This window comes from Chryseobacterium soli, from assembly GCF_000737705.1.
GTDB lineage: Bacteria > Bacteroidota > Bacteroidia > Flavobacteriales > Weeksellaceae > Chryseobacterium > Chryseobacterium soli.
In genome coordinates, this window is the sequence record NZ_JPRH01000003.1 from 290,120 (window position 1) to 312,024 (window position 21,905).

Annotated in this window: 20 protein-coding genes and 5 tRNA genes; 7 read left to right on the forward strand and 18 right to left on the reverse strand. The window is 36.7% G+C overall.

Annotated elements, in window-relative coordinates; genetic code table 11:
- Positions 1 to 245: 245 nt before the first annotated feature.
- The 6 genes from IW15_RS08710 to IW15_RS08735 all read right to left on the reverse strand — a co-directional run bounded on the left by IW15_RS08710 (position 246) and on the right by IW15_RS08735 (position 4,297).
- Positions 246 to 319 (reverse strand) — tRNA-Arg (locus IW15_RS08710).
- Between the two features lie 33 nt (positions 320 to 352).
- A tRNA-Pro gene (locus tag IW15_RS08715) sits at positions 353 to 427 on the reverse strand.
- A 335-nt stretch (positions 428 to 762) separates the two neighbouring features.
- The gene (locus IW15_RS08720) at positions 763 to 1,254 is read right to left on the reverse strand and encodes a DUF6985 domain-containing protein (RefSeq protein WP_034710636.1); all 492 of its coding nucleotides are present in this window, start codon (positions 1,252 to 1,254) and stop codon (positions 763 to 765) included.
- Positions 1,255 to 1,342: 88 nt separating this feature from the next.
- Positions 1,343 to 2,119, reverse strand: a complete 777-nt coding sequence (locus IW15_RS08725) for an ABC transporter permease (protein ID WP_034710637.1) — start codon at positions 2,117 to 2,119, stop codon at positions 1,343 to 1,345.
- On the reverse strand, positions 2,112 to 3,017 hold the full coding sequence (locus tag IW15_RS08730; protein ID WP_034710639.1) for an ABC transporter ATP-binding protein: 906 nt from the start codon (positions 3,015 to 3,017) through the stop codon (positions 2,112 to 2,114). The genes IW15_RS08725 and IW15_RS08730 overlap by 8 nt, the downstream gene beginning before the upstream one ends.
- Entirely contained in the window at positions 3,017 to 4,297 is a 1,281-nt protein-coding gene (locus IW15_RS08735) for an erythromycin esterase family protein (RefSeq protein WP_034710640.1), read from the reverse strand. The genes IW15_RS08730 and IW15_RS08735 overlap by 1 nt, the downstream gene beginning before the upstream one ends.
- Positions 4,298 to 4,510: 213 nt before the next feature.
- Between IW15_RS08735 and IW15_RS08740 the strand changes: the two genes are divergently transcribed.
- Positions 4,511 to 5,014: a thermonuclease family protein gene (locus IW15_RS08740; RefSeq protein WP_034710641.1), complete on the forward strand. Its 504-nt coding sequence runs from the start codon at positions 4,511 to 4,513 to the stop codon at positions 5,012 to 5,014.
- Here IW15_RS08740 and IW15_RS08745 read toward each other — a convergent pair whose 3' ends face one another.
- From IW15_RS08745 to IW15_RS08765, 5 genes are all read right to left on the reverse strand, one after another.
- Positions 5,015 to 5,224 (reverse strand): helix-turn-helix domain-containing protein, encoded by a 210-nt coding sequence (locus IW15_RS08745; RefSeq protein ID WP_034710642.1) that lies wholly within the window; start codon positions 5,222 to 5,224, stop codon positions 5,015 to 5,017.
- A gap of 3 nt (positions 5,225 to 5,227) precedes the next feature.
- Positions 5,228 to 5,767, reverse strand: a complete 540-nt coding sequence (locus tag IW15_RS08750; protein ID WP_228384332.1) for a DUF2975 domain-containing protein — start codon at positions 5,765 to 5,767, stop codon at positions 5,228 to 5,230.
- Positions 5,768 to 6,293: 526 nt separating this feature from the next.
- Positions 6,294 to 6,367, reverse strand: a tRNA-Arg gene (locus IW15_RS08755).
- Between the two features lie 34 nt (positions 6,368 to 6,401).
- Positions 6,402 to 6,476 (reverse strand) — tRNA-Pro (locus IW15_RS08760).
- A gap of 16 nt (positions 6,477 to 6,492) precedes the next feature.
- Positions 6,493 to 6,577: transfer RNA gene (locus IW15_RS08765), tRNA-Ser, on the reverse strand.
- A 135-nt stretch (positions 6,578 to 6,712) separates the two neighbouring features.
- On the opposite strand from IW15_RS08765, the gene IW15_RS08770 reads away from it, so the two are divergent.
- From IW15_RS08770 to IW15_RS08785, 4 genes are all read left to right on the forward strand, one after another.
- Positions 6,713 to 7,738 (forward strand): N-acetylmuramoyl-L-alanine amidase, encoded by a 1,026-nt coding sequence (locus tag IW15_RS08770; RefSeq protein WP_034710643.1) that lies wholly within the window; start codon positions 6,713 to 6,715, stop codon positions 7,736 to 7,738.
- A 71-nt stretch (positions 7,739 to 7,809) separates the two neighbouring features.
- A complete protein-coding gene (aspA, locus tag IW15_RS08775; RefSeq protein ID WP_034710644.1) occupies positions 7,810 to 9,210 on the forward strand; it encodes an aspartate ammonia-lyase in 1,401 nt (466 codons plus the stop codon).
- 81 nt (positions 9,211 to 9,291) lie between these two features.
- Positions 9,292 to 10,146, forward strand: a complete 855-nt coding sequence (locus IW15_RS08780; RefSeq protein ID WP_034710645.1) for a glycosyltransferase — start codon at positions 9,292 to 9,294, stop codon at positions 10,144 to 10,146.
- Positions 10,147 to 10,231: 85 nt separating this feature from the next.
- Positions 10,232 to 11,278, forward strand: a complete 1,047-nt coding sequence (locus IW15_RS08785; protein ID WP_034710647.1) for a hypothetical protein — start codon at positions 10,232 to 10,234, stop codon at positions 11,276 to 11,278.
- Here IW15_RS08785 and IW15_RS08790 read toward each other — a convergent pair.
- The 7 genes from IW15_RS08790 to IW15_RS08820 all read right to left on the reverse strand — a co-directional run bounded on the left by IW15_RS08790 (position 11,271) and on the right by IW15_RS08820 (position 19,160).
- Positions 11,271 to 12,749, reverse strand: a complete 1,479-nt coding sequence (locus IW15_RS08790) for a lipopolysaccharide biosynthesis protein (protein WP_034710648.1) — start codon at positions 12,747 to 12,749, stop codon at positions 11,271 to 11,273. The two genes, IW15_RS08785 and IW15_RS08790, sit on opposite strands and share 8 nt — an antisense overlap.
- Positions 12,750 to 12,758: 9 nt before the next feature.
- Entirely contained in the window at positions 12,759 to 13,553 is a 795-nt protein-coding gene (locus IW15_RS08795) for an FkbM family methyltransferase (protein ID WP_034710649.1), read from the reverse strand.
- Between the two features lie 191 nt (positions 13,554 to 13,744).
- Complete coding sequence (locus tag IW15_RS08800) at positions 13,745 to 14,410, reverse strand: DUF2461 domain-containing protein (protein WP_034710650.1); 666 nt, start codon at positions 14,408 to 14,410, stop codon at positions 13,745 to 13,747.
- 153 nt (positions 14,411 to 14,563) lie between these two features.
- The gene (locus tag IW15_RS08805; RefSeq protein WP_034710651.1) at positions 14,564 to 15,793 is read right to left on the reverse strand and encodes an ABC transporter permease; all 1,230 of its coding nucleotides are present in this window, start codon (positions 15,791 to 15,793) and stop codon (positions 14,564 to 14,566) included.
- A gap of 5 nt (positions 15,794 to 15,798) precedes the next feature.
- Positions 15,799 to 16,566: an ABC transporter ATP-binding protein gene (locus IW15_RS08810; RefSeq protein ID WP_034710653.1), complete on the reverse strand. Its 768-nt coding sequence runs from the start codon at positions 16,564 to 16,566 to the stop codon at positions 15,799 to 15,801.
- Positions 16,567 to 16,587: 21 nt separating this feature from the next.
- Complete coding sequence (locus tag IW15_RS08815; protein WP_034710654.1) at positions 16,588 to 17,847, reverse strand: efflux RND transporter periplasmic adaptor subunit; 1,260 nt, start codon at positions 17,845 to 17,847, stop codon at positions 16,588 to 16,590.
- Positions 17,848 to 17,849: 2 nt separating this feature from the next.
- Entirely contained in the window at positions 17,850 to 19,160 is a 1,311-nt protein-coding gene (locus IW15_RS08820; RefSeq protein ID WP_034710655.1) for a TolC family protein, read from the reverse strand.
- 227 nt (positions 19,161 to 19,387) lie between these two features.
- On the opposite strand from IW15_RS08820, the gene IW15_RS08825 reads away from it, so the two are divergent.
- Both IW15_RS08825 and IW15_RS08830 read left to right on the forward strand, forming a co-directional pair.
- Positions 19,388 to 21,106, forward strand: coding sequence for a DEAD/DEAH box helicase (locus tag IW15_RS08825; RefSeq protein ID WP_034710656.1), 1,719 nt, complete (start codon positions 19,388 to 19,390; stop codon positions 21,104 to 21,106).
- Between the two features lie 152 nt (positions 21,107 to 21,258).
- The gene (locus IW15_RS08830; protein ID WP_034710657.1) at positions 21,259 to 21,897 is read left to right on the forward strand and encodes a DUF47 domain-containing protein; all 639 of its coding nucleotides are present in this window, start codon (positions 21,259 to 21,261) and stop codon (positions 21,895 to 21,897) included.
- Positions 21,898 to 21,905: the final 8 nt, after the last annotated feature.

Here is a 21,905-nt window from a genome sequence, read left to right on the forward strand (position 1 = left end):
GAAAAAGACTGATAGGATAAGCCTCTTGAAAAGATTCGAATCCTGTCAGGTTTGTATCAATAGTAAAAGCTTTAGCCTAAAAATAATCTAAAAATGATAAAATATTTGTTTTTTAAAGAGAAATTATGTTTTAGAAAACAAAGAAAAAGAGTGTAAAATGTATTAAATAGGCTGAGGCTGATTGAGAGATATTTATAAATAAAATGACGTCATTTGGAATAAATTATCCTAATGACGTCATTAAGTGAGCGCGTCAGGATTCGAACCTGAGACCGTCTGCTTAGAAGGCAGATGCTCTATCCAGCTGAGCTACGCACCCATTCCATAATTTTTACGAAAACTATTAAAAAAGTCGGGGCGGCAGGATTCGAACCTGCGACCTCCTGGTCCCAAACCAGGCGCGATGACCGGACTACGCTACGCCCCGATGGTGGTCATTTGTAACGAATATTACTTCGTTTTAGCGGGTGCAAAGATAGAATGTTTTTTCGAATAAAAAAACAAAACATGAAAATAATTTAGAAGGATTTTAATAGTAGCCTGTTTTTCAGGTGGATTAATTTTTTCACAGATGCTGAATGAAAGGGCCTGTTTGGGAAATCTCATAAAATATATTGATGCAGAAGATTTCAATATTTTATCTGTTATGATTTACTATTTCGTAAAATATTTTTAAATAGTAAAATCAGTAAGCATCCAGGGTGTATTGGAAAAGTATGCATGATACTTTATTTTTTTCTGACAACTGACAACTGACAACGCCTACGTATCAGCAATACCACCAACTTTTTCTAGACGTCCATTTACAAATTTAAATTCAATTCCATGTTCCGTATCCAGCTTATAATGGATACTTATGGTGATCGTGCCGCCTTTTGAAATTCTTAGATGCAGCAATTCTTTAATGTATTCATTGTGCTTTTCTACGGTGTCAATATGAAGTGCCGGTTCGCCGGATTTTTCTGGATTTTCAAAGTAATGGGCATAATAATTTTTATAATAATCAAACGCCTGATGCTGAATGGCGCTCAGATTAGCTTCAATAGCCGCTAAAAAATCCTGATAGGTCTTTGCAAAATCTGCCAGTTGATTTTCAGTAGGAGATTCATCAATTTCTTCCCCTTCATCGTCAAACTCTTCTCCTAAAAAAACAGAAATATTCTGTTCGTCAAAAAACGGATGAGAGAATGATATGTCAGATGAAAAACCTGCCCAGTCTTGTTCTACTTCTCCCCAATATTCGTGTGCTGCCATTATTTATCCTTTAATTATTTTTTTAAAACAATCTTAAATATACAAAAACCTGATTATAATGAGTTCCGATTATTTTCAGACATTCTTTTTAGGCTCCTTTCTTTTTTACAAACAAATAAAAACTCAATCCTATAAAAACTAATGTCATAGCAATATTAGAATAATCCAGTCTTTCAAAAAGAATATTCTCAGTCATCAGATTCGCGTATGATTTAAAGCCTCCGGTGTAAGGAATAAAGTCAGAAAATTTCTTTTCATTCACCACTATAGAGAAGATAATCATAAATACGCTGAAACCAATAGGATAGATGAAGTTTCTGAATACGAGACTTAATGCTAATTGAATCATAGCAATTGAAGACAGTGTGATATACAGTTTTAGAAAAGTATAAAAAATAACTTCCCTGAAATCATAGTTCTGAAAGCCTATGGCAGGAAAAGCAACGCTGAAAAAATAACCGCTCAGTAAAAATACAAGGTATGATAAAACGGTGGAAAATAAAATGGTGATCAGTATGAATAATGCTTTGGAGAAGAATATTTTCGATTTTGAAATAGGAATCGTAAAGAGGATCTTATAATTGTTGTTTTTATATTCAACATCACAACATGCATACACAAATATCGAGATAAGAATAGGGTAGAGCATGTAAAAAAACAGGAATACGGTGTTTCCAAGCATGTTTTTCCATGGATTCATGGTTCCACCGCCGGGTTCATTTCCAGAAGTTAAGATACCATAGATAAAGTAGATATCAACCGCAAAAATAATGAGGGCAGGAAGCAGCAATACCCCAAAAAGCTCTTTATTTTTGGAAAGTTTATATTGCTCAGAAGAAAAGGCTTTATAGAAAGTATTAGTCATGGCTGTTGGAAATTAAGTTAATAAAGATCTGTTCAAGGTTCGCATTTTGAGATTCAATTTCATAGATCTCGAGATCATGCTGAATAAGGACCTTTAATAAAGAATGAAATGCCTGATCATCATTGATCGTTACTGAAATTTTATTTCCATCACTTTGTGAAACCTGGAAATGTATTCCCTGTAAAACAGAGACTGCTTTTTCAGTGTTATTTACCCTTACGACAACTGTTTTTTCTACCCGGCTCAACAATTCATTTTTTGTACCCTGAAAGATCATTTTTCCCCCTTCAATAATCCCGATATGGGTTGCTGTTTTTTCCAGTTCACTTAAAATATGGCTCGAAAGAAAAATAGTTTTCCCTTGAGCATTAAGATGCTGAAAAAGTTTTCGCATTTCAAAAATACCCTGTGGATCCAGTCCATTCAACGGCTCATCCAGGATCAGCAGCTGAGGATCATGGAAGATGGCCATGGCAATTCCTAAACGCTGTTTCATCCCCATCGATAAGGCACTGGTCTTTTTCTTTTTTTCTCTGTGGAGGTCCACCAATTCCAGTACTTCATCAATTCTTTTGGTCCCTTTGCCATAAATGATATCCAGATACTTTAAATTCTCAAAAACGGTCAGTTTCGTATAAAAACAGGGTGATTCAATGAGATTTCCCGTTGCGGAAAGAATTTCCGTCCGGTCTTTCTGCAAACTTTTCCCCTGAATTAAAATATTGTCATTCTGTTGTTCCAAAAGTCCTAACAGCAGCTTTATTGTGGTTGACTTGCCGGCACCGTTTCTTCCCAAATAGCCATAAATACTGCCATTCGGTACATGAAGGCTGATATCCTTTAGAATGGTTTTAGAGCCTATCGTATAGTTTAAATTTGTAGTCGTGATGCTTTCCATTATTTCTTTGGATACGTTGGGTTTTTGTTAATGTCGATATAAAAGATTCCATCAAAAAGGCTGCTCCATTGTTTTTTTTCATCCATTCCCTGATTGATGGTGGATACAAATCCTTTTTTGAGGAACGAAGTGGAAGGAATTTCTCTTAAGTTGATGAAAAAGTAAGGTGTTTTCGTGTCATGAAATACATTTTCCACAGCGAATTTGCCAGGCTTTTCAATGGTATTGCCATTGACTGGGTTTTGCCTTGCGTAAGAGGAAAAATCGATCATATAAGAGGCTTTTCCATACTTGTTTTTTATATAAGTTCCCAATGGAAGATAATCCTTGCTGTATCGTTGGGCAAATGTATGAATATTAGCACACCAGATAATCACCTTTTGATCTTTGTATACCGAGTCGATCTGATGGATTACATTCTTGGCCATTAAAGAATCTCTGAACTGCATGCTGGGCATAGATCCCACTTTGAATTTCCAGGCTTTATAGTAATTATTCCGCATATCATTGAAATACCTTGCATAGATGGTATTTTCTTCATTCTTATTCAATCGTAAAACTGCATTTTCAATATGTTTTATCTCCTCAAGAAACTGTTTTTTCTGCTTTTCATTCAGTCTTTTATTAACGTAATAGTCATAGATGAAATAATATAAGTTATCAATATTTTTAGAAAAAAGAGGGTATTTCTTAAGATCAATTTTATTTCGGGATAAGAAATCTTTAATAAGCCCTGCACGCTTATCAAACAGAACTCCTCCCGACATCTGAATGTCAAAACCTCCAACAGTAATAGGGTTTTTCATTGCTTTCGTACGCTGGAAATAACTGATCAGAGGTTTGGTTTCATAGTTGGCCCACCAGAAATCAAAAAGCCCAAGGCCGCCGATAGAATCAGCTGAAACCTTCATTTTGTGAGTATTCATTTCCTGATTCATCATCCAGGAATCATATTGGCCGGCTTCATAAAGCACTACGTTATATCCAAGATGTTCATGAAGATACCGGATCAGTCTGCTTTTGGCTTTAAAAGTCTGGCCGTCTCTGTGAGTGTTTTCTCCCAGCATCAATACCTTGTTTCCGGTAAGGATTGAATCAAAGATCTTTAAATCATTAAAATCTGTATCGTTGAACGAAATACTTTTAACAGGATGTTGATACCGTTTTACTTCTGAAAGCAACGGTTTTTTTACTGTTTCGGGAACTTCTTTGTAAACAATCCTATTGAGTATAAAAATGCCTGCAACAGAAGCCAGAAAAGCGTAAAATATTTTCTTCATTCATTAAAAAATTATACCGTTGCTAAATATATAAACATTCCTTTTTAAATTATGAGTTCCTATACAATATATTAAATTTTTATATGGATTTTTAGTACTGATCCCGAAAATAATACCCTGGAAGGAAAAGTGACGAATTGACATTTCGTATTTTTAAAGTCTGAAAAATGGAAGTAGCAGCGTTCAATATCTCTTAATTCCTATCTTTGCCGGATGAAACGATTGATATTAATGTATGTGCTTTTTCCTGTGTTTATCTTATCGCAAACAAAAGGAAAAGTAATAAAAATTTCAGATGGGGATACCATTACCATACTGTTAAGAGGGAAAGAACAAAAAAAACTCAGACTTGCCGAAGTGGATTGCCCTGAAAGAGGACAAGCTTTTGGGAAAAATGCCAGACAGTTTACCTCGGATAAAGTCTTCGGGAAAACCATTACTTTTATTGAAACAGATACAGACCGTTATGGACGCACCATTGCGAAAGTGTACTATGACAACGGGAAATACCTGTCAGAAGAGTTGATAAGAGCGGGAATGGGCTGGTGGTATTATTCTTTTTCTAAAAATGCCTCACTAGGGGAGTTGCAGGATAAAGCTCAATATAAAAAGATAGGTCTTTGGCAGGATATTCACGCGGTAGCTCCCTGGGAATACAGAAAAATGAAACGAGATCTTAATAAAAATAAAAAGGTTCTACAAGAGGAGAAGATTTAATTATTTGTCTTCAACATATTCTAAAATGTCTCCCGGTTGGCATTCCAAAACACTACAAATTATTTCTAAAGTGCTAAATCTTATTGCCTTTGCTTTACCTGTTTTCAATATTGAGAGGTTCGATAATGTCAAACCAACTTTGTCAGAAAGTTCATTAAGTGACATTTTTCGTTTAGCCATTACAACATCTAAATTTACTACAATTGCCATAGCTTAAAAAGTTAAATCGTTTTCGTTTTGAATCTCTATTCCTTTTTTAAAAATAGTCGCAATAATATAGATTACAGCTCCCATTAAAATAAATGCCTGACTGTCTGCCCAAAATTGGTTCAAGTTATCGGTAACAAAGCCATGATGCATTAAATTTTCAGCTAGCTGTCTGGCAACGTAGCTTAACAGTCCAATTGAAAGGGTATAATAGCTAATTTCTGAAATTCGTCTCGCAACAAATGTGTTGAACGGTTTTGATAAATCCATTTTGTGCATTAATCTGATAACTATGTAAAATAGGCAGACTTTTAAAATTGAAATGGCTATAATAAAGCTGTAGATACCGAAAAAAGCTAATCTACTGTCTTTATACATTTCAGTTAAGTCTAACTTTTGATAGAGATTTTGAATAAATTCAGGTTTATACAAACTGAAAAAGAAATTAACTATTAAACCTCCTGCTTCAACACACAAACCTACAAAAATGACCCAAGCCACAATATACAAGCCTTTAAATACGAAGTTATTTGTTTTTGACATCATTGTTGAAATTAAATATGATGTGTCAAAAGTAATTAAATTTTATTGATAAACAATAAAAATAAGTTTTTATTCAAAAAATATTTACCGAATATAGAAGGTGCTTCGCAATATTGGACATTTAATGAAATAGCTAAGGGCCTACTCCAGCAGATCATGTTAGGGCGATGAATCAGGGATAAAATAGAGGGGTGGCTAGAAATTCTTTTATAAGTGCTATGAGAAATATGGTGTATTGAGATAAGAAGAAAGGGGGAAGACAGATCTGGTAGAAAGGTTCTGTGCAATGTGCATTTTCATCTTAAGAGACTTTGATATTCAGACCAGGCATGATAATGGCCTAAATGGTAGAAGCAAAAAGGATGATTGCAGTTCGGTATTTATCCTGGAAAACTGGAATCTGATGAAACAGTGTTTTGAACTAAAGAAATGAATATAAAAAGGTATATCTGTTTGACTAACAACTAACAGTAGATTAATAAATAAAAAAACCGACATCAAATTGTTGAGAATTTTGATGTCGGTTTTGTGAGCGCGTCAGGATTCGAACCTGAGACCGTCTGCTTAGAAGGCAGATGCTCTATCCAGCTGAGCTACGCACCCATTGTATAATTTTTACGAAAATTATCAAAAAAAGTCGGGGCGGCAGGATTCGAACCTGCGACCTCCTGGTCCCAAACCAGGCGCGATGACCGGACTACGCTACGCCCCGAAGTATAATAAAAAAGCGGAGGGTAAGGGATTCGAACCCTTGCGACACTTTCGCGTCGACAGTTTAGCAAACTGCTCCATTAACCACTCTGGCAACCCTCCTTTACGTTTATTTTTTAATGATCGTTGTTCCGTTATTGCGAGTGCAAATATAGAACAGATTTCTTTATTTACCAAATAAAATTCAAGAAAAATTTGTGTATTTTTGAGCTAATAAATGATTAAAAAAGTAAACCAATGCGTAAAACATTATATATCATCGGATTAAGCGTTTTTGTTTTTTCATGTACTTCGCAACAAAATGTAAAAAAAAATACTTACAAACCGAAAAACCCCGTGGCACAGCCTAAACCCGCGGTAAAACCACAAACTCCGGAAACTCCAAAACCGCAAATTACCAACGATCATGGAGTGGAATTTTTTACAACAAATATTGCCGATGCAACCAAAAATGATAACACCGCAAGTTACGGTTCCATCGTTTCGGCAAAACCGATTGGATATAAGGTGGTAAAAACTTATTTTCCTGCCATCGCGCAAAATTTCAGACAGAAATATTTAATACTTCATTATACCGCACTTCCGGATGACAAATCCATTACTGTACTTACCCAGCAATCCGTAAGTGCCCATTACCTGGTGAATAATACCGGAGATAACGAGATCTATCAGCTTGTGGACGAAAACAAACGTTCATACCATGCAGGAGTAAGCTCATGGAGAAGTGATAAAAACCTTAATGATACCTCTATTGGAATCGAAATTGTCAATACAGGGTACGCCTCAGATTCTACAGGTAAAAAAATATTTGCCCCTTTTAGTGACGATCAGGTGAAAAAAGTAGCAGCTTTGGCTAAAGATATTATTATCAGATATCAGATTCCGGCAACCAACGTTCTTGCGCATTCAGATATTGCTCCTACAAGAAAGCAGGATCCGGGACCAATGTTCCCTTGGAAAAAACTCTATGACCAGTATCAGATAGGAATGTGGTATGATGAAACCTCAAAACAGAATTTCTTCAATACAGCACAAAGTGATTTTGCAGTGAGGTATAGCGATGCATCATTCATCTTTTTAATCCAGACTGCTTTCCAGAAATTCGGATACGGACTGGAACTCAGTGGAAAATGGGATGATACGACAAAGAAAACAATAGAAGCCTTCCAGTATCATTTCCGTCCTCAGAATTATGATGGAATAATGGATGCTGAAACATGGGCAATCCTTCAGTCTTTAAATCAAAAATATCCAACGAAATAATCAATATAAAACGCATCGTTTAGATGCGTTTTTGCTATCTTTAGACGATAAAAAAAGTTAAAATATCTGTAATGGAAAATTTCAGAAAAGAGAGCGACTTACTGGGAGAACTGAACGTTCCCATTGACGCTTATTACGGGGTTCAGACGCAAAGAGCGATTGATAATTTTAAAATTTCAGGACAGCTTTTGTCTTCATATCCGTACTTTATCAAAGGGCTTGCCTTTGTAAAAAAAGCAGCGGCCAAAACCAATTATGAATTAGGATTGCTTGACGAAAGTCTGTATTTTACAATAGCCGCAGCATGTGACGATATTATTGCAGGAAAGTTTCACGAGCAGTTCCCTGTTGATATGATTCAGGGTGGGGCCGGAACTTCAATCAATATGAATGCGAATGAAGTGATCGCCAACATCGTTTTAGAAAAACTGGGAAAAAATAAAGGTGAATATGAATTCTGCTCACCCAATGATCATATTAACCTTTCCCAATCAACGAATGATGCCTATCCTACTGCCATAAAAATGGGACTTCTTCAGATGAATGAAGGACTGGCAGATAGACTTCAGAAAATTGTATCCGCTTTCCGAGCAAAAGGAGAAGAGTTTCAGGATGTGATAAAAATGGGACGTACGCAGCTTCAGGATGCCGTTCCTATGACGTTGGGACAGGAATTTGAAGCCTATGCTGCCAATCTGGAAGAAGATATTTCTAAATTGAATAATAACGCCGATCTTTTTGTAGAAGTCAATATGGGAGCTACAGCGATCGGAACAGGATTAAATGCTCCTGTTGGCTACGCAGATCTTTGTGCGAAGAATTTGGCTCGTATCACAGGTTTTCCGATTGTTTCCGCTCCGAATTTAGTGGAAGCAACACCGGATACAGGTTCGTATGTCATTTATTCCTCAGCAATGAAGCGCCTTGCCGTAAAGCTGTCTAAAATATGCAATGACCTTAGACTCCTTTCATCAGGACCAAGAGCCGGACTTTTCGAAATAAATCTTCCGCCAATGCAGCCCGGATCATCGATTATGCCCGGAAAAGTAAATCCTGTTATTCCCGAAGTGGTTAACCAGGTATGCTTTAAGGTGATTGGAAATGACCTTACCGTAACTTTTGCCGCAGAAGCCGGACAGTTACAGCTTAACGTAATGGAACCGGTGCTTTCCCATGCGATCATGGAAAACATCAATTTCCTGTCTAATGCGTTGGATACCCTGCGTGAAAAATGTATCGTTGGAATCACGGCCAATAAAGAGGTTTGCCTGAACATGGTAAAGCACAGCATCGGTATTGTAACAGCACTTAATCCATATATCGGATATAAACAGTCTACACAGATTGCAAAAGAAGCTTTAGAATCAGGGAACAGCGTGTATAATCTGGTACTGCAGAAAGGTATTCTTTCTCAGGAGAAGCTGGACGAAATCCTGGATCCTAAAAATATGCTGAAGCCGCATAACAAATAATATTAATGATAATTGATAAATAATGATTGATCTTTCAAACCCATTATTTATCAATTATTTCTCATACTTATCCATTCAATCGTGAGGTTTTTAATAATAATCCCTGCTCATAACGAAGAAGATCACCTTTCCTTTACCCTGGATTCCTTGCAGCAGCAAAACTGTAAAGACTTTAAAGTGGTGGTGGTAAATGATGGTTCCACAGACAGGACAGCAGAAGTAATCCGGAAATATATGGACCATGATCCGCGTTTTGAAACGGTTAATCTTCAAAAGTCAGCTCATCAGCCGGGATCAAAAGTCGTTAATGCTTTCAAAAATGGTCTGCAAACACAAAATATTGATGATTTTGATGTAATCTGTAAGTTTGATGCCGATATTATTCTTCCCGAAAACTATCTTAAAACCATTGAAAAAGCTTTTCAGGATAACCCTGAGTATGGATTGGTTGGTGGTCTTTTATATGTAGAAAAAGAAGGGAATTGGGGGTACGAAGGAAATTCAAATAAACATCACGTGAGAGGCCCTATGAAAGCCTACCGGAAAGAATGTTTCATTCAGATGGGTGGTTTGAGGGAAACACTGGGTTGGGACAATATTGATTCGATACTGCTTGAAAATTTAGGCTGGAAAGAAATCGTTCTGCCAGGACTTCAGGTCAAGCTGATCAAAGTGAAAGGATCGGATTATACGGTCAGAGAATCAGAGTATTACGGAAGGTATTTTTACTTTTTAGGATTAAACAGACTCTTAGCGTATATCGCCTCCTCAAAAGAAGCCATGAAAAGCAAATCGGTCTCTTTTTTCTTTCAGATCGTCAAATCATACGAAGCCTGCCGTACCAAAAAACTGGAGTTGAAAATCTCCAAAGAAGAACAAAAAACAATTAATAATCAACGTTGGAAAGCGTTGAAAAAGAAATGGTTGCGAATGTAATCTATTCGTGAATATATCCATTCAATAGAAACGGGTTTAACCCATTTTACTAAATTGGATTTTAAAATCCATTTAACATGTAAACGTGAAGAAAATAGCCTACATAGAAATAGACACCCATGCAGAAATTGCACAGGCTTTCATGGAAATCACCCGTGGATCGAGGGAATTTGACGTGGATTACTATTTTTCCAAAAAGATCAGAGATCAAATCAGTGAATCGGGAGAAACGTTTTTCTTATCAGACAGCTCTATGATTACGGATCAGTTAAAGTTGAAAAAATATGATCTCGTAATCATTGGAACCCTTCACCGCTATTTCAATACATTCATGGCGGTTGCCGGAAAATATAATACGGCAGTGATTGTTCACAATATCAATTTTACAAAAGCCTCAAAACTGGATTTACTGAAAAGCATTTTCAAAGGAGATGTAATCTACAGACTGAAATTATGGTGGAAAGAAGGCTTATTGTATTCCCCAAAGACTTATCGGAAAGCAAAAAATATTTTAGTGCTGGACAAGCAATTGTCTTCAAAACTGTATAAATTTCTTCCGCTTTTTTATACCAAAAATTTTAAGGAAACTCAAAACGAAAATATCACCATCGTAATTCCGGGCGGAGTTTCACAAAAAAGACGGGATTATCACCGCATTTTTGAAATCATTCGAAATATACAATCATCCGGCAAATTTAGCTTTGTATTTCTTGGGAAAGCCATGGATGGGGAATTAAAGCAACTTAAAAAACTCTCTGAGAATCTTTCAGAAGGTGTTTCCATTACGTATTTCACAGAGCGGGTGTCATCAGCTGATTTTGAAGAATGGATGCAGAAAGCAGATGTGTTGTGGTGTCCTATCCAGCCGGAAACCGAGTTTTTCAGCAGAAAAGAAAAATATGGAAGTACCAAAATGACCGGAAACCTGGGCGATGCCATCCAATATGGAAAATTTGCGATTTTTCCCGCGGACTATTCTTCGCAATTAGCGTTTATTGTTCCGGAGCAGGAAAATGTGATGGAACAGTTTAAAACCCTTACAACCCATCATTTCGATTTTCAGGAAAACTATAACAGAGACAAAGTACAGCAAGAAATTGAGAAAGTAATAAGCGGCTTGATTTCTATTTAAACTTGAATACACTCTTAATAAATCTCATATTCAGATAATCTTCAAGCGGGAATATTTTAGTAAAATAATTTCCAATATAGATCAATATCAGAACAACAGAAGGTTTGTATATTAAGTTGATCAGATTATTATTGAAAGTAGGCAGTACGATCGCTACGGTGATCGCCAGTGTACAGATAATAGAAACAAAGATCATCTCAATCGTAAGCGGCGAGACTTTAAATACAATATAATTGAAAATGATTTTAATAACATTGTACGTCGTTAATGAAATAGCGGTGGATAAAGCAATTCCAATTAATTTTAAGTCCGTGTTTTTAATGAAATAATAGTTCAGGCCGATCGTAAGTCCTGCCAGCAAAAGCATTACTAAAATATTAAAACGGTAGTATTTGGAAAGAGAAATAATATTTCCGTTAAATCCGGTCGCCAGATCCACTAATACTGCAGATCCCCAGATCCAGACTACAGGTTCATATTCTCTCAGCATCGTTCCGTTTTTAGGCATAAACTGCGTTAGGAAAGGAAATCCTACCATGATGCATGAAAATAAAACTGCCCCTAAAAAGTATAAGGATAAAGAAGTTTTTTTATGAAACCGGTCCAGTTCCTCCATATCTCCGTCAGCAAGTGTTTTGTTGATAATCGGAGCCGAAATATTGAAAAGCCCCAGCTGAGGAATAGAAATCAATGAAATAAGTGCGTACAGTACAGAATAGATCCCAACTTCCTCCATTCCCATAAACTCACCGATCATAAAACTGTTGATCGCTAAATAATTTCCGAAGGTTCCTAAAAATCCAAAAAAGCTATAATTGAAAAACTCCTTCCATAAATTATTTTCTTTGAAATAATCCGTGCTGAAATCCAGCTGTATTTTTTCTAATTTGTTGGTATAATAAACATACCCTAAAAGCATCAGACTGAAAATAGCAAAGAAGAAAGCAAAAGCAATTTTCTGTGATAACGCAAAATAGAAAAACAGGCAGAAAGCCCCTAAATTGGCTATTTTGGGTAAAAGATTATCGAAAATATTGGAAACAACAATTCTTTTATAATTGGAAGTATATTTATTGAAAATGGCACAGAAAGAAAGAATCAGAATCAAAGGAAGAATCATTTCTTTGGTCTTCCAGGCTTCTGAATGCCTGAATTTTGGGTAAAAATAAGGAAGCACAAAAAATACGGCAGTAAAAATCACAAAATTGATCAGTACCGTGAGCAGAGAAAGAGAAAGCATATTCTGCTTTTTGCCGTCTTTTTCTACCGTATGAAAAAATTTAACGTTGGAGTAAGAGATTCCAAGAACTACAAAAGGCACCAGCATTTCAGCAGTAGGAAGAATGTAGCGGAGCTTTCCGTAAAATTCAAAATCATTCGGAAAGATAAATATTGCTGAAATTGTTCCCAGCAAAAAACCAATATAACCGATAATGGAATATTTGAAGCCTTGTCTCGCTACTACACTCATAACGTTGTTTTAATGGTTTTTAGGTATAAAAATAATGTTGTTGATATAATTCGTTTTGTTTTTCTCGTCGTCTGTATTATGCAGGATGATTTCTTCGGTAAGTCTCTCAAGATCAAAAGTTTTCCGGTTGAGATACCGTGCTTCATATCCCCAGCTTTCTACCTCTGAAATCTCATTCCAGATTGGATTGTCGTGATGCCTTTGCTCCATTTCAACCATTAACGTCGGAAGAAACTGTTTAATGATTGCTCTCGCTCCGAAAAGCGTTTTCATTTCATTTCCTTCTACGTCTATTTTAATGAAATCCAGCTTGCTGAAGTGTTCTATGGCAGCCCATTCATCCAGTTTGATGACCTTTACTTTTTCCGTATAACTTTTTTCCTCGCCTTTTTCTTTGTAGGCAGTATTAAGCGTTCCACGCGATGCGATCATTTTTCCGTTGATGATAGGCACCTTAAAGGTAGCCGTAGTATTTTCATCGGAAAGTGCCAGAGGAAGAACCCTCATGGATGGAAACAGCCTTTTCAGACGGTTGTACAGCCTTTTATTAGGCTCAAAAGCATACACATTTTCATGATCCAGCTTGTTTTCCAGCTGGTAAAGAAAAGTTCCTACATTGGCTCCGATGTCCAGGATAACTGCATTTTTAGGCAAATAGTCTTTTATCCAGACCAATTCCGGTTCTACATTCCGTGCCGAAAAATTGTCTTTAGTAAGATTATTTAAATTTTTAAAATATCTTTTTTTGTAAAAATTCGGACTGATGTATTGTAGCTTTTCTGCAATTGTTTGGTATAAAGACATCCCTGGTTTTTTGACGAACAGCAAAGATAAGCAAAAATGTTAAACTGATGTTAAAATACTTTGATTCTAATGAATTGATTATCAGTAATTAAATTTATTATTTTTTGTGAAATTGAATGATAGGGCTGCACCTGAAGGGGTGATTTAACTGAAAATATAGATTATTAATACATTTAAATAAAGAGAGGCTCCTACAAAAATGGGGCGTTCAGGAAATCATTAAGCGGCTTCATGAGCTGGAAAATTTTGCTGAAGTTTTTTACAGCATTTTTATCCAGAACTTCATCATCTTTCACATTATAAACTACAATAAAGTTTTTAAGCTTTAGGTATTCTCCCATTGGATCTTCTTTTTCAAAGCCCTGAGGGATTTTCTTCAGTTTGTCAGCCTGATCCAGTTCCGGGAAATGTTTTTTGAAATCTTTTTGTTCAATGATTTTGATAAAGTCGTTACCATATAAAGAAATTTCCTTTCGTAGTTCTTTTAATACAGCAGGTTCCGGCATGTAAATTCCACCTGCTAAGAAAGATTTTCCAGGTTCTATATGAAGGTAATATCCTCCTTTCTGACTCCCTTTTCCCATTCCTAAAGAGGCTCCGAAATTCGTTTTGTATGGAATTTTATCTTTTGAAAACCGGGTATCCCGGTAAATTCTGAAGAGTGATTTTTTAGCGTCAATTTTTCCCAGCTCATCATCAAAGCCACTCATTTCGGCAATCAGATCTTCCAGAAAAGTAATGACATTCTGCTGAGCTTCTGTGTACAGAGCTTTATTTTCAGTAAACCATTCGCGGTTATTATTCTTCGTTAAATTTTTAATAAATTCAAAAGTGCTGGGTGCAATGGTAGCCGACATAATTTTGTATTTTTCTGTTTTAAATTCAATAGTGAGATATCAATAACAGTTTATTTTAGAGTAAAAAAGATAATTAAATTTCTTTCAATTAGAAACTGTCAATTCAAAACTAACAACTGTCAACCCACAATGATTAATCAAAAGTAAAAAAAACTATTCATATCTCAATGCTTCGATAGGATCAAGTTTGGAGGCTTTTAAAGCCGGATAATATCCAAAAAAGACTCCTGTAATGGCACAGACGATGAACGAAACAATGATGGAAGATTCTGTAATAAAAGTAGGCCAGGAAAGGAATACCGTAACGAGTTTTGAGGTCACAATTCCTAAAATTACTCCAATAACTCCGCCTGTAATGCTGATCATGGTGGCTTCAATGAGAAACTGGTACAAAATATCTTTCCCTCTGGCTCCAATGGACATTCTGAGACCGATTTCTTTTGTTCTTTCCGTCACGGAAACATACATGATATTCATAATTCCTATGCCGCCTACAATCAGGGAAATTCCTGCAATAGCAGATAAAAGAACGGTCAAAAGCTGGCTGGTGGAACTCATGGTAGAGATCAGCTCGGCTTGTGTTCTTACAGAGAAATCATCATTATTGCCATCAGGAGAAAGTTTATGCTGTTTTCTTAAAATTTCTGAAATTTCATCCGTCGCCTGTTGAGAAGTGTTTTCATTCGTTGAAGATGCATAAATAGTTTGCACATAGGTGATGCCTAAAAATCTTCGCTGAACCGTATTAAACGGTGCGATAATCACATCATCCTGGTCCTGTCCGAAGGCGTTTGAACCTTTTGAGGCCAATACACCAATAACTTTCATCGGAACTTTATTAAACCTGATGATACTTCCGATAGGTTCTGCACCATTAGGAAACAGATTGGAAACAACCGTTTGCCCAAGCACACACACTTTGTTAGAGGTGGTAACATCTTTTGATGTGAAAAGCGTTCCGCTGGATACATTCCAGTCGCGGATGCTGAAATAATCCGAATTTACTCCCTGAAGCTGGGTAGGCCAGTTGTTGGGACCGTTGATGGACTGTCCGTTAGTCTGAACAGCCGGTGACACATAAGAAACATCGGGAGCCCCTTTTGCAATCGCATCAGCATCCTGAGGTTTCAGTGTTTGAAGACCTGAAGCACCAATTCTTGCTCCTCCAGAAACATTAATGTTACTAGAGGGACGTATTGTAACCATATTGGAACCCATAGACGAAAGCTGATCACTGATACTTTTCTTGGAGCCTTCACCAATGGCGGTCATAGCGATCACAGAGGCAACCCCGATGATAATCCCGAGCATGGTAAGGAAGGCCCGGAGCTTATTCCGGAAAATGGCTTTCCATGCGATTCTGAAGAGGTTTGAAAGATTCATTGTGCTTAGGGTTTTAATTCATGACTGTTGTAATCGTCGTTTACCGGAAGATTATCCAGTGCTTCTTTGGCGGATTTTATATTATCATTGGTAACATCTTTTATAACGACACCATCTCTTAACGTTACGGTACGGCTGCTGAAGGCTGCGATATCCGGTTCGTGGGTTACAAAAACAATAGTTCTTCCCTGTTTGTTCAATTCCTGCATAAGCGCCATAATTTCATAAGAAGTTCTTGTATCCAGGTTTCCTGTGGCTTCATCAGCTAAAATCATAACAGGCTCATTCACTAATGCTCTGGCAATGGCAACTCTTTGCTGCTGTCCGCCGGACATTTGGTTGGGAAGGTGATCGACTCTGTTTTCCAGTTTTACGGCTGCTAATGCCTTTAACGCTCTGCTGTGTCTTTCTTCTGTAGATATTTTTGAATTATACAGCAGCGGAAGCTCCACATTTTCTTTGGCAGAAGTTCTTGCCAGCAGATTGTAAGACTGAAAAACGAAACCTATTTTTTGATTTCTAAGAAGGGCTAATTCATCCCGGTCAAGATTTTTAATGTTAACGCCATCTAAGCTGTAATCTCCGCTGGTAGGTTTGTCCAGACAACCTAAAATATTAAGTAAAGTAGATTTCCCGGAACCGCTGCTTCCCATAATGGTAACAAATTCGCCGCGTTCTACGGAAAACGTAACTCCTTTCAGAGCATGTACGGTTTCTTCGCCCATCCTGAATTCTCTTTTCAAGTCTTTTATTTCAAGAATTTTCCCTGTCATGACCTTATTTTTTTGTGAAAATTATCTTGGACCGCCACCGCCGCCGCCGCTGTTTCTGTTACCACCACCTCTTTGAGGAAGGAATGGGCTTTTTGCAGCGCCGCTGCCTGATTTTTTAGATAAGGTTTTATATCCTGTAATGATATTGTCGGAGGTCGTTAACCCAGAAATTACCTGGATTTCCGTATCATTATCCATTCCTGTTTTTATTTTTTTGTGGGAGATGGTACTGTCTTTTGCAATGACCCATACTCCAGTACCATTTTTATGGGTATTGTTTTGTCCGGTTTGTTTTGTTTTTCCGCCTTTTTTCCTGCCTTTCAAGAAAGGGGAATTGATCTTGTATTTTTCAGCAACCAGGCTGTCTGGCATAAAGCTGGTTGCTGCGACAGGAATCTTCATGACATTTTCCAGGACATTGGTATAAATAGTAATATTAGCAGTCATTCCCGGTTTTAATTTTAACCCTGAATTATCTGCATTAATAATTGTTGTATAGTTCACTACATTGGAAGAAACCGTTGGATGAAGGCGTACCTCAGAGACCTGTCCTTTAAAAACTTCATCAGGAAATGCATCAACAGTGAAGGTTGCTTTCTGTCCCACTTTTACATTTCCGATATCCGCTTCATCCACAGATGCCCGGACCTGCATTTTGGTAAGATCTTTGGCGATGCTGAAAAGAGTAGGAGTGCTGAAGCTTGAGGCAACCGTCTGTCCTTCACTTACATTCCTGTTCAGAACAGTCCCGTCAATAGGAGAGTAGATGTAGGTAAGCGACAGGTTTTTATTTGCCGTAGAAAGCTGTGCATTCACAGCACCCACCTGGGCTTTGGCTGCATTATACTGATTGGTTGCATTGTCATAATCGGCTTTACTGATGGCGCCTACTTTATAAAGCTGCGACTGTCTGTTGATATTAATCTCATTGTAGGCCAGGTTACTTTTTGCATTTTGGAGATTGGCTTTAATCTGTTCTGTTTGAAACTGAAGCAGATCAGGATCTACCGTAGCGAGAAGCTGTCCTTTTTTCACCTGAGAATTGAAATCAACATACAGGTTTTTGATGATTCCTGAAACCTGAGTACCTACAGCCACGGTATCTACGGGTTGAACGGTTCCTGTTGCGGTAATGGAATTTGAAATTTCACCCATTGAAGGATGCACGGTTTCAAGCTGGATTTTTACCTCTTCTTTTTTGATGAAGAAATACCAGATGGCTCCGATAGCAATGATTCCTCCGATAAGCCAGATCAGCCATTTTTTATTTTTTGCTTTCATAGTTATTTCAGCGTTATAGGGTTACCTGCGTAGAATTCATAAATTTTTCTGTTGAGAACTGCAGAGTACTTGGCCTGCAGGTAATTCTGGATTGCTTGTATATAGAGCAGTCTCTGCTGCTGAAGCTGAACATAATCAATACTTCCGAGTTTCATTTGTGCATTGACGATGTCATAGCTTTCTTTATTGATGTTCATCTGTTTTAAGGCAGAATCATATTGGGAAAGTGAATTTTGCAGACTGATGTAAGATTGTTCAATCTGTTGATTAAGAACTGTTTTCGTGTTTTGAAGGTCTAAATTGGCCTGTTGAATGGCAATTTTCGATTTTTCAATTTCAGTTTTATAAATTCTGTTGTTATAGATGGGAATTCCAAGACTTAATCCGATGGGAGTATAAAAATTATTTCCCAGCTGATTAAAATAATTTCCGTTGCCGTTGGCATAATTGGTAGAAATATTTCCTACCAGGTTCAGCGTGGGCTGGATGGAAGCTTTTGCCATTTTCAGATTGGTATTGGAACTTTCTATATTCAGTTCCCCGTATTTCACTTCAGGACGTTGGTTCTGTGCGGTATCCTGAACATCCTGCAATGCTTTTATGTTGTCATCAACGATAATAGAGTCTGGTTGGGCAATCTGAAAGTTATACGGAGAAGGTAGCTGGAGAATCTGTTTAAGGTTAACAATATTGGTTTTTAATCCGTTTTGAGCAGAAACCAGATTGTATTCATCCTGAGCAACCTGGGCTTGAATCTGTAGATAATTTAATTTTGAAATACTTCCGGCACCGTAGAGCTGTCCGCCCTGTTTCAACTGGGTTTGGGTGGTTTTCAGGACATTTTCAAGGGAGACAATATTTTCCTGAGACATCAGAATATTCAGAAATGCCTGTGCAATAGTTAGAGTGATATTATTTTCGGATTCCTGCACGGATAAATCAGCCATTTGAACTTCCAAGTTCTTAGAAACTTCATTATTTTTAATATAACCGGCATGATAGAGTGTCATGGAAGAACTGGCACCGATGCTTTGAGATTGGGCACCGTTAAGATGAAGCCCGTTGCTGCCGTTCACGGCAAAAAGTCCCTGGGAAACAGTAGCGCTTACATTGGGATATTTGGCTTCTTTTGCCTGCAGCAGATCTTGTTCTGCCGAATTTTTCGATAACCGTAAAGAATTAATGGAAATATTATTTTCTTTTGCGTATTGAATACAGCTTTCTAAGGTCCAATTTTCAGGATAATGGCTGGTCTGAGCGAATATATCAAGAGTTTTCAATAGAAATACTAAAAATAAAAATTTCCGTTCCATGAGTTTATTTTTGAAAATTCATTAATAAGACAGAAAAAATCAATCCAATTTAATAAAAAAAAACAATATTTAACGAGTTTTTAACAGACACTGCTTTTTTTTGGTTATAATTTTTTAAAAATTAAAAAAATATTAAAGGATTCTGAAATTAAGTTTAGTTATTTAACACTTTGTTCAAAAAAAATTCAAATATTTATTGTATATTTGCAGAAATTTTATAATATTTAATGAATTTATTTACGGAGTCCAATTTAAGTCCTGACATTCTTAAGGCAGTTGGCGAACTGGGTTATGAAAGCCCAACAGAAATCCAAAAACAGACTATCCCTTTTATTCTTTCAGATATTCGCGATTTGATCGCACTTGCGCAAACAGGGACAGGCAAAACAGCAGCGTTTTCGCTTCCGATTTTGGATATGATTGACGATACGAGTCGCAAAATCCAATTTTTGGTGCTTTGTCCGACACGAGAATTATGTCTTCAGATTTCTAAAGACATAAAGAATTATTCTAAGTACATGAAAGACATCAAAACTACAGCAGTTTATGGTGGAAGCAGTATTGTGGATCAGATTCGTTCTTTAAAGGATAAGCCACAGATTATTGTAGGTACTCCAGGAAGAGTTATCGACCTTATCAACAGAAAAGCACTTGACTTTTCTGCTATTCATTGGTTAGTTTTAGACGAAGCTGATGAAATGCTTTCAATGGGTTTCAAAGACGAATTGGAAACCATTTTAAGAGAAACTCCTGAAACAAAACAAACTTTCTTATTCTCTGCAACGATGAATAAAGAAGTGGAGAGAATTTCTAAAAATTATCTTACAAAACCACACCGTATTTCTGTGGGTTCTATTAACGAAGTTAAAAAGAACATTAAGCACGAATACTATGTTGTAGGATATCGTAACAAAAAAGAAGCTCTTAAGAGATTAATTGATGCGAACCCTAACCAGTATTCTATTCTTTTCTGTAGAACAAGAATGGAAACTCAGGAGGTTGCAGATTTCTTAATGCAGAACGGATATGCCGCTGATGCACTTCACGGAGATCTTTCTCAAGCGCAGAGAGATACGGTAATGAAGAAATTCAGATTGAAAAACATCGATATTTTGGTGGCAACAGACGTTGCAGCCAGAGGATTGGATGTAGATTCATTAACTCACGTTATCCATTACTCTTTACCTGATGATCCTGAAGTATTCGTTCACAGAAGTGGAAGAACAGGTAGAGCAGGAAAAGACGGTATTTCAATCTCTTTGATCAAGCCTGAAGAAAGCAGAAAATTAAAGCAGATAAAATCTACCACGAAAATTGATATCATTGAAAAATTTATCCCAACAGGAGAAGATGTAATCAAAGCTCAGGTGGGTGGTGTTTTCGAAAAATTATTTACGGAGCACCAGGATATATTTGAATTTGACGACAGTTTAATCCCGGATCTAAGCGCTTTCACTAAAGAAGAACTGGTACATAAGTTATTACAGTTCCAATTGAAAGATCTTGCCCTGTATTACAAAGATAAACATGATCTTGTTGACCAGAAATTCAACAGCAGAGATGATGACTATCCTAGAAGAGACAGAGATAGAGGTCGTGACAGAGACAGGGATAGAGGAAGAGACCGCGACAACAGAAGTGGAGGAGATAGAGACAGAGGAAGAGAACGTGGCGGAAAACCAAGGAAAAAGAATGAAGATATGGTAAGATTCTTCTTTAACCTGGGTAAAAAAGATCAATTGAAAAAACTGGATGTTTTGGACATTATCAATAAAGCAACAACCCCTGCCGGAGGAAGCAAAAAAAGAGCTGAAATCGGGGATATTGAAATTTTAGAGAAATTCTCTTTCTTTGAAATCGAAAAATCATTTAAAGGAGAGCTTTTAGATAACATTTCTTCAATGAAGTTTAAAGGAAAAGATATGAGAGCTGAAGAGGCGAATTAAAACTCATTCTTAATCATATAAACCGGCTTTACAGCCGGTTTTTTTATTTGATAATCAGGAGATAACAGTATGTTAACAAAACTTAATGTTATATAGTTTCAGGTAAGAAGCTTTTTTAGGAAATTTGCACTCAAAATTATAAATACTTAAAAATGGGAATTGGTAATATTTTCCACGCTTTTCAACCAAAAGATAAAATCTTTTTTGTCCTTTTTGAAAAAGTAACTGAAAACCTGGTAGCAATGTCTGAGGAATTCAACAACGGAATTAAAGATTTTGATCTTAACGATGATTCAATGTTGAAAAAAATGAGCGACTACGAACATAAAAATGATGAGCTTACTCATGAAATTTTTATAGAACTGGGTAAAAATTTCATCACCCCTTTTGACCGTGAAGATATTCACACACTGGCAACTGGACTAGACGATATTGCTGATTATATCTACGCTTCAACGAAATATATTTTCTTATACAAATCGCCTTTGATGAAGGCCTACGCAGATTTCTCCCTATTGATCCACAAAGCTTGTCTGGAAATCCAGAACGCAATGAAGAATCTTAAAGGATTCAAGAATATGGAGCAGGTAAAAGAAGCTTGTATCAAAGTAAACTCAATTGAAAATATTGCAGATGACTTGCTTTCAAACTCAATGGTGGAGTTATTTGAAACCAATGATGCTATCAATATCATCAAAATTTCATCGGTACTTAATTATCTTGAAATCGTAACAGACAAAGCAGAAGATGTTGCCAATACGATTGAAAACATCATGATTAAATACGCCTAAACAAAATA